Source organism: Enterococcus dongliensis (genome assembly GCF_031927985.1).
GTDB lineage: Bacteria > Bacillota > Bacilli > Lactobacillales > Enterococcaceae > Enterococcus_A > Enterococcus_A dongliensis.
Genome location: NZ_JARPZC010000025.1, coordinates 1 through 15021, shown reverse-complemented (window position 1 = coordinate 15021; position 15021 = coordinate 1). Strand labels below are relative to the sequence as shown.

Below are 15021 nucleotides of genomic sequence, written 5' to 3'. Positions count from 1 at the left end.
GATTTAACACGTTAAATATATGTTCTTAAAGTAAAAACATTGATGTTAATGGATTTTTAGTAATTTACTCTTGATAAAACCCGTTACCAAGTAAAGCAGATACGATGATGACAGACAGGATGAACAAATTATGTGAATTGATGGGGATTCCTTTAATTGATCACGTGATTGTGGGAGGAGATAATCGAGAGTTTTTTAGCTTCAAGGAAAAAGGGTTGATATCTAATCCAAGAATTACTTTGACGAACGACTATAAAACTCTAGACTTTCCATCCCCAATGATAGCTGAGCGAGGGAAGGTAAGGTGAATGTGAGTGGATGGAGGCAGATTTACAGAAGAAGAGCTGGCTATTGCAAAGAGTGTTGATTTAACAGCAGTAGCTACTAACCTTGGATATACAGTAAAACGTGTGGGTAGATATCACACGCTGAAGGAAATGGACTCTGTAAGAATTTATGATAAAAGTCATTGGTTTCGCTGGTCAAGGCAGTATGAAAAGGGAAGCAACGGTGGTTCACAGATTGATTTCCTTCGAGTTTTTGCTGGAATGGAAGTGAAAGAAGCAGTGTTTTGGCTTTTGGACTTTGTGGGTTATCAAAGAATGCAGGAAGATAACAGAATGTCAGAATTAATGTATCGGGTAGAACCAGAATCACCAAAGGTAAAAGAGTTTGTACTACCATTACCAGCTAGGGATAATTCTTATTTGTACTCGTATCTAAGGGAAGAACGCGGATTAAGCGATCAGGTCATTGACTATTTTATTGATAAGGATTTGATTTATGAGAGCAGACATTATCATAATGTGGTCTTTAAGGGAAATGACAAAGACGGAATGACTAGATTTGCAAGTATGAGAGGGGTTTTTGATAGGGAAGGTTCTTCATTTAAATGCGATGTTGCTGGAAATGATAAGAACTATGGATTTAATGTAACGAATGCAGAAAGTTCTGAACTGATTGTATTTGAAGCAGCTATCGATCTTATGAGTTATACGGATATTTTTTCTGATTTTGAAACAAATAAGCTTGCTCTTGGAATGCTTGCAGATGCTCCACTGATTATGTTTCTAACAGAGAATCCACAGATCTCATTCATACGGTTTTGCCTTGATAATGATGAGCCAGGGAGAAAGGCTTCATTGGAATTATGTGAGAAATACTATGGACTTGGTTATGAAGTGGAGGATAGTCCACCACCAATTGGTTTTAAAGATTATAACGAATGGCTAGTGGCAAAGAAACGAGATTTGGAATTTCCAAAGAACTGTTCAGAAAAAGGGATGCATGCAAAATAAGCAGATTACGGTTTGGATTTGTATGCAAAACATTTGTCTACAGGAATTCTCCTAAAAACCAATGTCTATTGTTTTGATTTGTATTCAAAATTTATGTCCAGTGTTTGGGATTTAAGTGATAGCAGAAAGTGCCATCAAAACGAGGCAGTGATAGCAGAAAGTGCACTCACAAAGCAAAAGTGATAGTAAAAAGTGCTATCACAATTATAAGGTAATCAAAGTTAGGAAAAGTCTATATAAAAAGTGATAGCAGAAAGTGCACTCATAATTGCCATGTGATAGCAGAAAGTGCATTCACAAGGCAAAAGTGATAGCAAAAAGTGCTATCACTCGTATATAGAAGGGGGTTTAGGGGATTTTCCCCTAACTAGATGCTTCGAAAGCCAGAGATGGCTTAGAAGCGTATCTAGCAGTGGACACCGGGAACTTTACGGGGGACATTAGAGCAAGGATAGAATTCACAAAGACAGATAAGGAGGTGCAAGGGAGTGATGGAACAGGAAATTGAATTATTTACAAAACCAGAAGAAGTGATTCAGTGGATACAGAAAAGTGGTTTGTCTTTTGATTTTTCGGTTGAAGATGCAGAGATTCTTCTTGGTTATTTGGAAGGTCATGATTATACCATTGGACAAGACAAAGAAGGGACTCTCTATCGAACAGATATTGCAGAGGTTCAAGGTGAGACGGAAGTGTATTCAATGGATGAGGTAATTGATATTGTCTGCCAATGGAATTATGAAAAGATTCTTGAGGAAGATGAAGGTCGTAATAATCCAAAGGATTTCATGGATTTTACAGAGCATCAAAAAGAATATGAGAAATTGAAATTGGATGAAATGCGATTAGACAGATTATTTGATATGACTCGATTTGGAAGAGAAATGGAAGCGTTAGCAGTTAAGCTTGCGAATGAGTTCATAGAGAACCTGAATCAGCATAAAGAGATTGATACAGCCGTGCGTGTAGTATCTGAAGGTATACAGCAGAATTCAACAGGTAACAGAGGAAGGTGAGGAGATGGCAGATAGTATTCATTGTATTAAGAAGACGTTGCGTTTGATGCCAGAAGAGGCTAAAATTCTGGCAGAAAAAGCAAAGGAAGCTGGGATGAATGAAGCAGAGTATGTGCGCTTATTAATCCGACAGAAGCCAAACGACTATCCTGAGATTCGTAAACTCTTAAAGACATTGATTAATGAAGTGAATCGGATTGGAATTAATATCAATCAGATTGTCTTCAATCATAATTCCGGGCTATATTCGGAGGATGATAAGAGTCGATTGGTAGCATATATGAGAAAGTTGAATTCTGCTGTGAATGAGGTGGTGATGCAGATTGGCAATTAGTAAGATCCTTCATATGAAAGACTGTGGAGGACATTTTCATGGAAAGCACCTGAAAAGTTCACTGGAGTATATTTTAAAACCAGAGAAAACACAGGATGGCAGACTGGTAGGAGCAATCAATTGTCAGGTAGATACAGCATTTGAACAGATGAAAGAAACGAAACGACTATTTGGAAAGATTGATAAGCGGCAGGGATATCATTTGATCCTTTCTTTTAAAGAAAATGAGGTCGATCCAGATACTGCAATGGAAATCACACAGAAATTCGTTCAGGAATACCTTGGGAAAGAATATGAAGCTGTATATGCGGTTCATGATAATACGGAACATGTGCATTCCCATATCGTTTTTAACAGTGTCAGCTTTGTTTCAGGTAAGAAGTATCGTTATGAAAAAGGGGATTGGGCAAGAGATATTCAGCCCATAACTAATAGATTATGCGAAGAGTATGGTCTATCCATCATTGATATTGAAGAAGGAAAGGGAGAACGGGCAAATGAGAATTATAAGGACTGGAGCGAATACCGTGAAGGAAAGTTTGTTTGGGCAGATATGATAAAACGCGATTTGGATTCTTGTATTATTCAGGCAAATTCTTTTGATGACTTTGTGGATTTATTGAAAGAGAAAGGCTATGAAACAAAGCAGGGAAAGCATCTTGCTGTAAAACCTCCAGGAATGACACGGTTTAAACGATGTAAGTCGCTGGGAGAGAATTACTCCGAAGAGCAGATTTGGGAGCGAATCAAGAAGGAAGACTTGGAATTCTATCAGGCGCAGAAGGAATTGGCAAAACCGCAAATTGTGAAGTGCTATATAAAGCGATATAGGAGAGCTAGAATGTCAGGTCTTCAAAAGCGATATTATGCAAGGTTATATCGGACTGGGCAGCTAAAGAAGAAGCCCTATAGTCAGGTGTGGAAATACAAGAATGACATAAGAAAGATGCATAAACTTCAGCAACAATATCTGTTTTTAGCAAGGCACGACATTCACAATGTGGTCGATTTGGAAGCAACGATTGAGAATCTGACGGATAAGAGAAAGGATTCTTCATTTGAAAAGAGTAAAGTATATCGGGCACGGCAGAGATGTGTAAACTTATTTTCTATTTTGGATGAGTTAGAAGTATTGAAACCGGCAGAAGAGTCTTTTCAAAAAGGAGATGATTTTTTTATCGATGAACACAATCAATGGACTTTATTGTCAGAGCAACTCCTTAGCGAGGGATATACTCTAGAGGAGGTGGAGAAATTAGGAAGCTTTTACAAGGAACAAATAGCTTCTACAATTGCGAAAGAGAAAGCAGTATTTCGTGAATTGAATCTTGGAAAGTCAATCTGGAAGGATCTGATTTCAGACAATACAGAAAAGACAAAACAGGAAGAAATCAGTAAAGAGAAAGAAATAGACAAAGACAGGAAAGAGCAGCCAAAACGATAGGCTGTTATTTTTATGTAGACAATGAGACAAGTAATGCATGCTTGCATGCAAATACATTTGACAAATGTCCATAGGAGAGACGAAAGTCGAGTTTTAGAAGGAGGTATTTATGGAACAAGCACTTAGTAAATCAGAAATCGGTAAGCATATTGACATTCTAAAGTCTGGAAAGCGATATGGTGAGGAAATTATAGCATTGATTAAGGATGATTTGGAATATGGTTTTTCAAAGGAACAGACAGAGTTGTATTTAAAGTCTGGTTACAACATTGGACAAATGAGGGTATATTCGGAATGTCTGCGTGATGGTAAATCGGAAGAGTTTTTATCCTTAATAGAACGAACAGAACTAACTGCACCTCAGATGCAGATAGCATTTGAATTCTATAAAAAGGGTGTACCGATTGAGACAATTGAAGAGGTTGTAGCAAGGAAGGAAACACCGATTGCTATGAAGACTGCTTTTAGTAAATTTTTAGAACAGATTCAGATGGTAAAGCAAGAGACGGCTACAGAACCAGAATATGTGCAGGAACTTGTCAAGAAGATGGAGGAGATTGTTAGTAAAATCTGTGTTCAGGAGCAGCGATACGATGCTTTGAATGAAAAGCTTACTATATTTGAATCTACGAAGGCAGATGAACAGATTAGGGAGAATCTTGTGAAAGAGAATGCTGATAAAGAGCAATTGTTAAATGATCAGCAGGACAAACTGAATCAAGCAAATTCAGCAATTTCTAGATTACGAGAACAGATAGAGTTTAAGGATAAGGAGATGAATCGTATGAGCAATCGCATTGAAACTTTAGAGGATAAATTGCTTCATGCCACGAATGTGAATACAGTTACATCTTCAGAACCAAAGAAGGAAGAGGAACAAAGCGTTCAAGGTGAGATCAAGAAAGAAGGTGCAGCTATGACACAGCAGACCATTTTAAAAGAACCAATTGGTATACCAATTTTTTATCAGGTGCCGGTCGTTGATATGCAGGGTAGAGTGGTTCAGAAAGTTCAGGTGGACAGATCAGAATCTAAAACCAATGGAGTGATAGCATTACTATCTAAACTATGCTTTAAGAAGAAATCCAGAGCGGATATCGTAAAGCTAGTTGCAAGTGGTGATCTGGCGCCAGCTCAGCTGATTCAGATTAAGAGTGGAATTGAAAAGGGTCTTACAGAAGGACAGTTAGTTGAACTGATTAATAATAATGTAGCAGCTGAGAAGATGAAAGAAATTATTGAAATTGCTGTTTTGGAAAACAGCATGGCATATTAGGAGGCATGTATGAATTTAGAAATCATAGAAGAGGCAGCGTTTGTTATGAATGAGGCAAAGCATCGTTTTACAGGATCTCAAAAGGAATTTGTAGTGCAGTTTGCTTTTAAAACTGCAAATAAGGACTTAACAAGCAAACTGATTGAAGAGCTTCGACAGTCAGAGAATGAAACACAGTCAGCTCAGATTATTCAGAACTATTCAGCGATGATTCAGGAGAAGCCAAATTGGGTGGCGCCGTGCTGAGTGGATATAATGCTTCACATTCTATTTAAAGTTTTCAACAGAAGTGCTGACGCTACCGACTGGTGCGCTAGCACTTTTTAATCTCGATATATCCCTTTTCAAAATATGTTATACTATATTATAAAATACTTTTGAAAGGTACAGACAAGGGTTGTCAAAACTATGAAGAAAGAAAGAATAAAAGAAATCTGCCATCTCGCACAGGTATTTCACTCAACCTATAAAATTTCAGTTCTAATAAAAGATGACAAGAATATAAACATAGCTCTTGGTAATATTGAAGTTGACAAGAATTTGTTTCCTATTGATTATGATATGAGCCAATATTGGATTGAAGATTTACCAGGATTCAGAATCGGAGTTCATCCTCTTGGTGCTGTCCGATGCACATTTGAATCTGATGATAAAGCAATGTACGTTCAGATTGGTCCAGTGATGGTAGAGAACATTAACCCATTGATGATTTATCAGGGAAGCAATGACAATGAATGGACTGTGCTCGATATCAGAAAGTTTAGTGAAATATGTGTGATGATGTATTACTTTGCATTAGATAAGAATTTATCTTTTTCTATTGAGAGTTTAGTGAATAAACTGGTACAATTTTTTTCGACTGATATCATGGGACTACAAACGTCTGAGCTTTCAAAGCGGACGATTGAACAAAGTTATCAGGACTTACGAACAAGACTTGAGCTTGTCCAAAATGGTGATATAACTACACTTAAACAGCTGAACCGGGATCAAGATTACCTTAATGCACTTTTTGAATTTTGTAATAATGAACAATCAACAAAATCCATGCTGACATTCTGTCTGTATCTATCGATGTACTATGCTATTGCTGGCGGTCTTCCTATTGAAATGTCAGGTGCAATCAGTAGCTATTACGGAAATCGCTTTAGTTCTCTGAGAAAAAGAGAAGAGTCCGTTGCTATGTATAACAGTATTTTGGAGCATTTCGCTTTAAGTACTGCAGATTATAGAGTATCTGGTGTCTCTTCAGACATAGCAAAAGCAGTCAGGATGATTAAAAGAAATATCAACCGTCAGCTCACCATTCAGTCAATATGCACAGAAATTGGTCTAAGTCAGTATCACTTCATGCGTAAATTCAAGATAGATATAGGTATGACTGTTGGTGCATACATTAAGAAGGAGAAAATAGCATATGCCAAATTTCTATTGGTATATACGAATCAGTCAATATCAGAAATTAGTGAATATCTTATATTTAACTCACAAAGTTACTTCACATCCGTGTTTAAAAAAGAAACAGGAAAAACGCCTTTTGAATATAGAAAGAGTGATTTGTAAAGCTGATGGCTAATGCAAAGAATCAATTGCGGCAATCCTTTTGTATCTTTTTCCAGTGTGGCTGCGGTTTCTGTTGACGGGAACAGCAGGGCATATGCGGAATCTGGTGTCGGATGAGATAACGGATCAGTTACTTTGTTTTTATCAGAAAAGGTGTAAGCTAAAACTTAGGTTAGCCATTGCGCTAGCGATTTGGTACAATAAGGGGGAAGTTGAATTATATTTGAAACGATAGGAGGGAGAAGCAAATGAAATCTACAACTAAAGTAACATTTAAAGAACTTCATGTATAGGTGGCTGTGACAAGCTTTACATGGAGTGGAATAATTATTGTCCGAAGCCACCTTTGCAATTGCTAGTACTTACGCAAAGGAGGATATGAAAATGCAATACAAAATAATTAATGGTGCCGTTTACTATGATGGTAATATGGTGTTGGAAAACATCGGTATTGAAATCAATGATAATGAAAAGATTGCTATTGTTGGTAGAAATGGATGTGGAAAAACAACCTTGCTAAAAGCTATTATAGGCGAAATTGAATTAGAAGAAGGAACTGGTGAAAGTGAATTTCAAGTAATAAAGACCGGTAACCCTTATATTAGCTATTTAAGACAGATGCCTTTTGAAGATGAAAGTATATCAATGGTGGATGAAGTCCGTACGGTATTTAAGACGCTTATTGATATGGAAAACAAGATGAAACAGCTGATAGATAAAATGGAGAATCAATATGATGATAAAATCATCAATGAATACTCTGATATCAGTGAAAGGTATATGGCTCTTGGAGGTCTAACCTACCAAAAAGAATATGAAACGATGATTCGTAGTATGGGTTTTACTGAAGCAGATGATAAAAAACCCATTTCTGAATTTTCAGGTGGTCAGCGAACTAAGATAGCTTTTATAAAAATACTTTTAACAAAGCCAGACATTCTATTACTTGATGAACCTACTAACCACCTTGATATAGAAACAATACAATGGTTGGAGAGTTATTTGAGAAGTTATAAATCTACATTGGTTATTATTTCCCATGATAGAATGTTTCTTAATCGAATTGTGAATAAGGTTTATGAAATCGAATGGGGAGAGACCAAATGTTATAAAGGTAATTATTCAGCCTTTGAGGAGCAAAAACGAGAAAATCATATCAAACAGCAAAAAGATTACGATTTGCAACAGATAGAAATTGAAAGGATTACACGCTTGATTGAACGTTTTCGTTATAAACCTACGAAAGCTAAAATGGTGCAATCTAAAATTAAATTATTACAGCGTATGCAAATATTAAATGCACCAGACCAATACGATACAAAAACTTATATGTCTAAATTTCAACCGAGAATCAGTAGTTCAAGGCAAGTATTAAGTGCTTCAGAACTTGTGATAGGCTATGATACTCCTCTTGCAAAGGTTAATTTCAACCTTGAAAGGGGACAGAAGCTTGGAATTGTTGGGAGTAATGGTATTGGTAAATCCACGTTGCTTAAAACACTTATGGATGGTGTGGCAGCATTGTCTGGAGATTTTAAATTCGGATACAATGTTGAAATTAGCTATTTTGACCAACAGCTTGCTCAAATCAGTGGAGATGATACACTATTCGAAATTTTTCAAAGCGAATACCCTGAGCTAAATGACACAGAGGTCAGAACTGCTCTTGGCTCATTTCAGTTTAGTGGAGATGATGTTTTTAGACCGGTGTCCTCTTTGTCAGGTGGAGAAAAGGTTAGATTGACATTATGTAAATTATTATATAAACGTACTAATGTTTTAATCTTAGATGAACCGACAAACCACATGGATATTATTGGAAAAGAGAATTTAGAGAATATCTTATGCAGTTATCAAGGTACAATTATTTTTGTGTCACATGATAGATATTTTACTAATAAGATTGCTGACAGATTACTTGTTTTTGATAAGGATGGTGTAGAGTTTGTACAATCTACTTATGGTGAGTACGAGAAAAAAAGGATGAATTCTGAAAAGCCATTTAATAACATTAAAGTTGAGCAGAAAGTAGAGAAAAATAACACAGTAAAAGGCGATCGTAACTCCATTGAGAAGGAGAAGGTTAAGAAGGAGAAACGAATTGAAAAGCTTGAAGTGTTAATAAATCAATATGATGAAGAATTAGAAAGATTGAATAAAATCATTTCTGAACCAAACAATTCTTCTGATTATATGGTACTGACGGAAATACAAAAATCAATTGATGATGTTAAAAGGTGTCAGGGTAATTATTTTAATGAATGGGAACAGTTGATGAGAGAATTGGAAGTTATGTAATTTTTGAGTTATGCAATAAGGATGTAAAAGTGTTAATGATACATTCTGGTTGTTGAAAATGTAAAAAAATTAATGAATTTTTATTAGATATAATCGCTATGTGAAGACCTTTTGAGTTTGCCGCATAGCGGTTTTTATTATCTATACTTTGGAATTGTCAAGAAAAGTGTAGTCGTATAAACTCACTAAATTTCCTTTGATTGTTATGCTGCCAGAAGTTGTTCTTCCAGCTGAACAAAATTATTACGATTTATATGAAAAGTTGTTGCCTGGATGCCAATTCCATAAAATGGGTTGGGCAATGGGGGTTGTCTGGACAAAATAACTTAAAGCTGTGGCTTTGAAAAGTTGAATTTGTGATTGTTTTCAGAGCTATCGGGTGCTTTAGTATAAATAACAATGAATAAAAAATCAGCCTGTATCTTATGTTACTATTAAGTAATTTAAGATACAGGTTTTACTATTTTTGAAATAAGTACCTTCCACTTCAAATACATGTATTCAAAGTGAAAGTATTGATTTAAATGATTCTTTTGTAATTTACTCTTGATAAGATACGCAACCAAGTGAAGCAGATAAATTATTTACAGAACGCATCAAAGAAGCTGGCGACCTATTAGGAATTTCCCTACTCGACCACCTCGTTGTTACGAGCAATCGTTACTATAGTTTTCGAGAGAATGGCGGATTGTAGAAGGAAGCAAAGCACAGGCTCAAAAAGAGCCTGTGGCTTTGATGAAAGGAGAAAACACGATGAAATACCCCAAACTATTGCAACGGTTAGAAACATTAGAAATGGTTACTTATTTTCATGATGACAATGCTGAAGATATGTACAGAAATATCATGCAGATTGTAGCCACTGCAAAACCACAAACCAAAGAACAAGAACACCAAATTATTTATGACACATTGTACTTATTAGAAACTATGCATTACGAACCCCTACTAGATGAGCCTTTAAGCGAGTTTAAAGTAGAAGAACGTGAGCCAAACAACTAAACTGTAAAGAAAGAGCGTTTGACAAAAGTTTGTCATACGCTCTTTTTTTAAACCAAAAAATAAATACAAACAAACGGCCATTCTATTTTAAATAGAATGGCCGTTTGTTTGTATTGAATGCGGTGGTGTGTCCCCCACCCTACCGCATTGAATTCGCTTAACAGTCGTTTCTGTTACAATAATAGCTGGCAACTAGTGACATCATATTTAAGGCAGTATCTAAATTAGCTCGAGGTAGTGTCTTTTTTTGCCACCTCATTTTTTCGAATCCCCCACCCTTGGATTAATTCTTCTTCGGTTTCTTTTTCTATTTCCTCTACTGTCCGAATTGTTTGTCCCCTATCATCTACATCAGGGACTGTTTGATTTTCTTTCTTCGCGTTTCTGAATAAGTTCAATTCAAATTGTACGCTATTAAATAAGTCTACTTTGTCTTCTTGAGAGAGATTTTGTTTGATGTATTCATTAAGTGCTTCACGTAACAGTTCATCACGAGAAAAATTGGTGGCATATTTTTCTACCAGAATACGTGACGTAGCATTTAGCAATGGCGAAAGCTTGATGGGTGTTTTTACTGCATAGACGCGATCAAACTTTCGAACAGGTGCACCCACTAACCGTTTCTTTCCTTGGGATAGAGCAGAAGGTCGTTTTAGTTGTCGGTATTCTTGCTTTTGTGGGCATTTCTTATTTTAACAATAAGAATCAACCACCAGTGACACCAACAGCCACCACCGCAAGCAAAGAAAGCAACCAGTCAGAAACAAGCGGAGAAGCCACAGAAAACAGCTCACAAGCCGTTCAAGGTTCAAGCGACCATTTACTCAAATTAAGTGCGAAAGAGCGAGCAGACGAAGCGACAGAAGCTTTTGAGAGTTGGTACAAGTCTTTCTCTAATGGTGACGTGATTTTAGAAATCAACAAAGAATTATTGAAAGAAGGATCAGGCGGTACAAGCCCGATTGAATTACAAACAAAACTGATTGATAACTTAAAAGCCAAATTTGGCGATAAGGTATCAGATGATTTTTATACAGGGCTACAAGCAAGTTTCAATTTCAATCCAGTGATCGTTGACGGTACCAAAGGGCTAACGATTTCTAAGCAAAATGACGATAAAAGCCAATTGTTGCGTACCTGGTTCTTAGATACCCAAAAAACAGAAAAGAATACGAAAATTGTTTTGCGTAATGATTTTCCCTATGAGTGGGCAGATTGGCGGAACAAAGGACAACATGATGAAAAAGTAGGATCAATGTTTTCACAAATTGATTGGGATAATGATTTGAGATATGAGGTTATAGGGCTAGTAACTAGCAAACAAGAGAAGAATATTGAAAACATTGGTGGAGTATTTGTAGTTATGCAATACAACGAAAAAATAGGAAAGTGGCAAGTTAGTGGAACGATTGGTGGTGTAATGTAATATGGACGTAATAGACCAAATAAAAGATACAGGATCGGATATTTTAAGTTCTACTGGTGAGGCTATCTCTAATGTCTTTGAGGGCGTAAAAGAGAGTGTGGATAGTGTATTGCACCCTATTGATACCTTGTTAGGGAATTGGGGCAGTGACTTGTTAGAAGCCAGTATGAAAATTGCCAATAAGACGACTTTTGATATTCCCAATATCGAATTGATTAGTACCATTACCAATGTGTTTGTCTTTGCAACGACAACCTTTGCGATTTGTATTGTGTTGTATAAGGTCATTGAAGCGCAAATACAAGCTTCTAATGGGAGTGGTGACGCATTGACCGCTAATATTGTTCAAAAGCTGTTTTACTCGTCTATTGCCTTAGCAACGTTGCCCTGGGCAATGAACTTTTTTATCAAAAAGATTGTTGCACCAATCGGGGAATATGTGATTCAACAAGTCGCTAATGATTTGAACGTGGAAACGATCGGCGAACGTTTGCGTAATTTCTTAGTTTCCAATTTCTTTAATGGTGGCGTTAGTGCCGTTGTTCTCTTTGTTTTTGTGATCTTCTTTGCCTTTTCCATTGCCAAGTATTTTGTAGCGATCTGTGTCTTTTATGCCGATTTCTTGGTACTGACTATGTTAACACCATTAGTTGCCTTATCGCTTTTAACAGACGAACAAAATTACTTTCAAATATGGATCAAAGAACTGTTATCCGAAGCACTCACAATGCTTATTAAGCTTATTTTGTACTTACTCATGATTACACTCATGATTGCTGAAAAATACACGTTACCAAACTTTATGTTAATGGTTGGTTGTGGCTTGTTGATTATCAAAACACCGTCAGCCCTACAAAATATGTGGTATTCAACCAAAGTGTCAAAAGGTGGCGGACTTGGAAACTTAGCAATGATGGCTATGTTTAGAAAATAAGAGAGGGGGATAACGATTGTCTTATTATTTTGAAATACGAATTATTCTTCCCGAAGAAGAAAAACAATTTTTGAATCGAAAATTAAGTAAAAGCGAATTATCCGAAGTCACACACTATTTACAACAAAAGACAAGTCGAGGAATTCCAGTTAAATTTCGTGTAGGTATTTTTAGAGTAGAAGATCAAACAAAAATTATGTCTGTTACGCTGAATACAAAAAATACCAAAGAAACGGACGTAATTAACTTGTTATTAAATCGAGTAACAGATCAACACGTTTTAGTTTACTTGAATGAACCAACAGAACCAACAACGCTTAATACGCAAGAATTAAATCGTCAGGAGTTAAAAACGAGTAATGAACGCCAAGAAATACCGCAGACAGAAATTCCAACTGAAACAGTAAATGAACCTAGTGTTATTAAGGAAATATCGAAAAAGAACCAAGCAAAACAAACGAATAGTAGAAAAGAATCACTATCAGAATCCATAACCAAGAAAAATGTTCCCAGAATTCATTTGTTCATATCTATTTTGACTCTTTTTATTGTATTATTGATAGGAATAAGTGTTATTCAACAAGTACAACTTCAATCAGTAAAAAAAGAGAGCGAATTATTGGAAGAACAAATTGAACGTGTCAAAGAAACGGATATTTCTCAATCGAAAATAGATACTTTTGGAAGATACTTTTTGACTTACTATTTTTCACAGGAAAAAAATCAAGAAAATTATCAGTCAAGTTTAAGAACATATGTATCCGAAAAGGTAGATATATCCGATTGGAAAGCGTTAGGGAAAACGCTTAAGAGTGTCAATTACTATGGTAGTGAACAAACAAAAAAAGGGTATAGCGTTGAATACCTTCTAAATGTTTCAGTAGACAATCGTAGTAAAATGCAAAAAATCACTTTTGAGGTTGAACCAACTAAAAACGGCTTTCTTGTGACAACTCAACCAAAACTTACAGACTTCTCTTTTAACTGAAATACGCTAAAAAGAGAGTGCTTAAACAATGGGAAAAATTAATTTAAATCAAATTTACACAGCAAAAGAAATGAGTGAAAGGATAGGTAAGAATAGAAATTACCTATCCCAAGCTTACCGTAACAACAAACATGAAATACTTAAAAATTTTAATTATCGAAAAATTGGTGGAACAATTATTTTCTCTGATAATCCCAATAATGATTTATCGCAATTGATTACAGCAAAAGAAGCAAGCCAGTTGTTAGGAAAGAATGATGAATACTTTGCCCACATTTATAAACGGTTTCCTCATAGACTAGAGGGAATCGATCACATTTATACAGGTAAAACATTATTCTTAACGAAAGAATCGCTAGAAGCTTTTAAAAAAAAGATGAATAAAAATGTCAGATAAAGCATATTTATGATATACTATTTATGTACACAAATATTAATTTTTAAGGAGAGAAGAAAATGAAAAAATTTGCCCTCTTAACACTATTCAGCACTGCTTTATTAGTATCAGCACCGATTGTCAGTTTTGCAGACGAAACCGCAAGTAGCAGTGATATTAATATCTTAGCCGATGATGATCCAGTCGTTCCAGTAGAACCAACCGATCCAACTACTCCAGTTGATCCAGTTGATCCAGTTGATCCAGTTGATCCAGTTGATCCAGTTGATCCAGTTGATCCAGTTGATCCAGTTGATCCAGTTGATCCAGTTGATCCAGTTGATCCAGTTGATCCAGTTGATCCAGTTGATCCAGTTGATCCAGTTGATCCAGTCGATCCAACCGATCCAACGGAACCAACAGAGCCAACAGAGCCAACGGAACCAACAGAGCCAACGGAACCAACAGAGCCAACGGAACCAACGGAACCAACGGAACCAACAGAGCCAACGGAACCAACAGAGCCAACGGAACCAACAGAGCCAACAGAGCCAACGGAACCAACGGAACCAACGGAACCAACGGAACCAACGGAGCCAACGGAACCAACGGAACCAAGCAAGCCGACAGAGCCAACAGAACCAAGTAAACCAGTAGACACAAACCCAATCGAAAACCCAGTTAATACAGATACAGGCGTTGTGATTGTTGCAGTTGAAGATAGTAAACCAATCATTCAATTAGCAGACGGAACAACAAAAAAAGTTGAAGCTAAAGAAATTGGCGCAGACGTTCAAAAAGACGGAACAGTAACGGTTAAAGGTTCAGACGGAAAAATGAAAGTTTTACCAAAAACAGGAGAAACAGAAAATATTGCATTGTCTGTCCTAGGTTCATTAATGGTATTAGGATCAGCATTCATTTTTAAAAAGAGAATCTAATTAAGGGGTCCCGAGCGCCTACGAGAAATTTGTATCGATAAGAAATAGGGTTCTGTTGCAAAGTTTTAAATAAAGAATAAAATCCCTTACGGTATCTATGATTTAATCTGGGATTCCCAATAATA

14 protein-coding genes and 4 pseudogenes are annotated in these 15021 nt (G+C 36.3%); 17 read left to right on the top strand and 1 reads right to left on the bottom strand.

Translation table 11 applies throughout. The annotated features are described in order from the left end of the window. Nucleotides 1–89: 89 nt before the first annotated feature. The 12 genes and pseudogenes from P7D84_RS12910 to P7D84_RS12860 all read left to right on the top strand — a co-directional run. Nucleotides 90–308: pseudogene (locus tag P7D84_RS12910) on the top strand (JAB domain-containing protein); the annotation flags it as partial. Nucleotides 309–314: 6 nt separating this feature from the next. Beyond that, entirely contained in the window at nucleotides 315–1298 is a 984-nt protein-coding gene (locus P7D84_RS12905) for a DUF3991 and TOPRIM domain-containing protein (protein ID WP_002415362.1), read from the top strand. A 488-nt stretch (nucleotides 1299–1786) separates the two neighbouring features. Then, nucleotides 1787–2314, top strand: a complete 528-nt coding sequence (locus P7D84_RS12900) for a hypothetical protein (protein ID WP_198052138.1) — start codon at nucleotides 1787–1789, stop codon at nucleotides 2312–2314. A gap of 4 nt (nucleotides 2315–2318) precedes the next feature. Beyond that, complete coding sequence (locus P7D84_RS12895; protein WP_089201990.1) at nucleotides 2319–2648, top strand: plasmid mobilization protein; 330 nt, start codon at nucleotides 2319–2321, stop codon at nucleotides 2646–2648. Then, nucleotides 2638–4092, top strand: coding sequence for a relaxase/mobilization nuclease domain-containing protein (locus P7D84_RS12890; protein ID WP_198472020.1), 1455 nt, complete (start codon nucleotides 2638–2640; stop codon nucleotides 4090–4092). Before P7D84_RS12895 ends, P7D84_RS12890 begins: the two co-directional genes overlap by 11 nt. 109 nt (nucleotides 4093–4201) lie before the next feature. Further along, nucleotides 4202–5368 (top strand): hypothetical protein, encoded by a 1167-nt coding sequence (locus tag P7D84_RS12885; RefSeq protein WP_089201991.1) that lies wholly within the window; start codon nucleotides 4202–4204, stop codon nucleotides 5366–5368. A gap of 9 nt (nucleotides 5369–5377) precedes the next feature. Beyond that, nucleotides 5378–5614, top strand: coding sequence for a hypothetical protein (locus tag P7D84_RS12880; protein WP_159314662.1), 237 nt, complete (start codon nucleotides 5378–5380; stop codon nucleotides 5612–5614). 162 nt (nucleotides 5615–5776) lie between these two features. Further along, on the top strand, nucleotides 5777–6931 hold the full coding sequence (locus tag P7D84_RS12875) for a helix-turn-helix domain-containing protein (RefSeq protein ID WP_002360186.1): 1155 nt from the start codon (nucleotides 5777–5779) through the stop codon (nucleotides 6929–6931). Between the two features lie 330 nt (nucleotides 6932–7261). Continuing rightward, entirely contained in the window at nucleotides 7262–9229 is a 1968-nt protein-coding gene (gene optrA, locus P7D84_RS12870) for an ABC-F type ribosomal protection protein OptrA (protein ID WP_159314661.1), read from the top strand. Between the two features lie 229 nt (nucleotides 9230–9458). After that, nucleotides 9459–9554, top strand: a pseudogene (locus tag P7D84_RS13860) (class I SAM-dependent methyltransferase); the annotation flags it as partial. Between the two features lie 240 nt (nucleotides 9555–9794). Then, a pseudogene (locus tag P7D84_RS12865) lies at nucleotides 9795–9923 on the top strand (JAB domain-containing protein); the annotation flags it as partial. Nucleotides 9924–9982: 59 nt separating this feature from the next. Beyond that, nucleotides 9983–10231: a hypothetical protein gene (locus P7D84_RS12860; protein ID WP_126796638.1), complete on the top strand. Its 249-nt coding sequence runs from the start codon at nucleotides 9983–9985 to the stop codon at nucleotides 10229–10231. Nucleotides 10232–10455: 224 nt separating this feature from the next. Here P7D84_RS12860 and P7D84_RS12855 read toward each other — a convergent pair whose 3' ends face one another. Then, entirely contained in the window at nucleotides 10456–10845 is a 390-nt protein-coding gene (locus P7D84_RS12855) for a hypothetical protein (protein WP_218210654.1), read from the bottom strand. Nucleotides 10846–10880: 35 nt separating this feature from the next. Between P7D84_RS12855 and P7D84_RS12850 the strand changes: the two are divergent. From P7D84_RS12850 to P7D84_RS12830, 5 genes and pseudogenes are all read left to right on the top strand, one after another. Further along, a pseudogene (locus tag P7D84_RS12850) lies at nucleotides 10881–11657 on the top strand (hypothetical protein); the annotation flags it as partial. 1 nt (nucleotide 11658) lies between these two features. Then, on the top strand, nucleotides 11659–12591 hold the full coding sequence (locus tag P7D84_RS12845; protein WP_070544061.1) for a conjugal transfer protein TrbL family protein: 933 nt from the start codon (nucleotides 11659–11661) through the stop codon (nucleotides 12589–12591). Between the two features lie 16 nt (nucleotides 12592–12607). Then, nucleotides 12608–13579, top strand: coding sequence for a hypothetical protein (locus tag P7D84_RS12840; protein ID WP_002425009.1), 972 nt, complete (start codon nucleotides 12608–12610; stop codon nucleotides 13577–13579). Between the two features lie 28 nt (nucleotides 13580–13607). Beyond that, nucleotides 13608–13976 carry a hypothetical protein gene (locus tag P7D84_RS12835; protein ID WP_032495652.1) on the top strand — a complete coding sequence of 123 codons (369 nt, stop codon included), beginning with the start codon at nucleotides 13608–13610 and terminating at the stop codon, nucleotides 13974–13976. A gap of 59 nt (nucleotides 13977–14035) precedes the next feature. Continuing rightward, the gene (locus P7D84_RS12830; RefSeq protein ID WP_311806673.1) at nucleotides 14036–14896 is read left to right on the top strand and encodes an LPXTG cell wall anchor domain-containing protein; all 861 of its coding nucleotides are present in this window, start codon (nucleotides 14036–14038) and stop codon (nucleotides 14894–14896) included. Nucleotides 14897–15021: the final 125 nt, after the last annotated feature.

Excerpts from the sequence above, each read along its gene's own strand:
- P7D84_RS12885 (WP_089201991.1), top strand. The coding sequence starts at position 4,202 with ATGGAACAAGCACTTAGTAAATCAGAAATCGGTAAGCATATTGACATT.
- P7D84_RS12880 (WP_159314662.1), top strand. The coding sequence starts at position 5,378 with ATGAATTTAGAAATCATAGAAGAGGCAGCGTTTGTTATGAATGAGGCA.
- P7D84_RS12845 (WP_070544061.1), top strand. The coding sequence starts at position 11,659 with ATGGACGTAATAGACCAAATAAAAGATACAGGATCGGATATTTTAAGT.
- P7D84_RS12835 (WP_032495652.1), top strand. The coding sequence starts at position 13,608 with ATGGGAAAAATTAATTTAAATCAAATTTACACAGCAAAAGAAATGAGT.
- P7D84_RS12860 (WP_126796638.1), top strand. The coding sequence starts at position 9,983 with ATGAAATACCCCAAACTATTGCAACGGTTAGAAACATTAGAAATGGTT.
- P7D84_RS12875 (WP_002360186.1), top strand. The coding sequence starts at position 5,777 with ATGAAGAAAGAAAGAATAAAAGAAATCTGCCATCTCGCACAGGTATTT.
- P7D84_RS12830 (WP_311806673.1), top strand. The coding sequence starts at position 14,036 with ATGAAAAAATTTGCCCTCTTAACACTATTCAGCACTGCTTTATTAGTA.
- P7D84_RS12895 (WP_089201990.1), top strand. The coding sequence starts at position 2,319 with ATGGCAGATAGTATTCATTGTATTAAGAAGACGTTGCGTTTGATGCCA.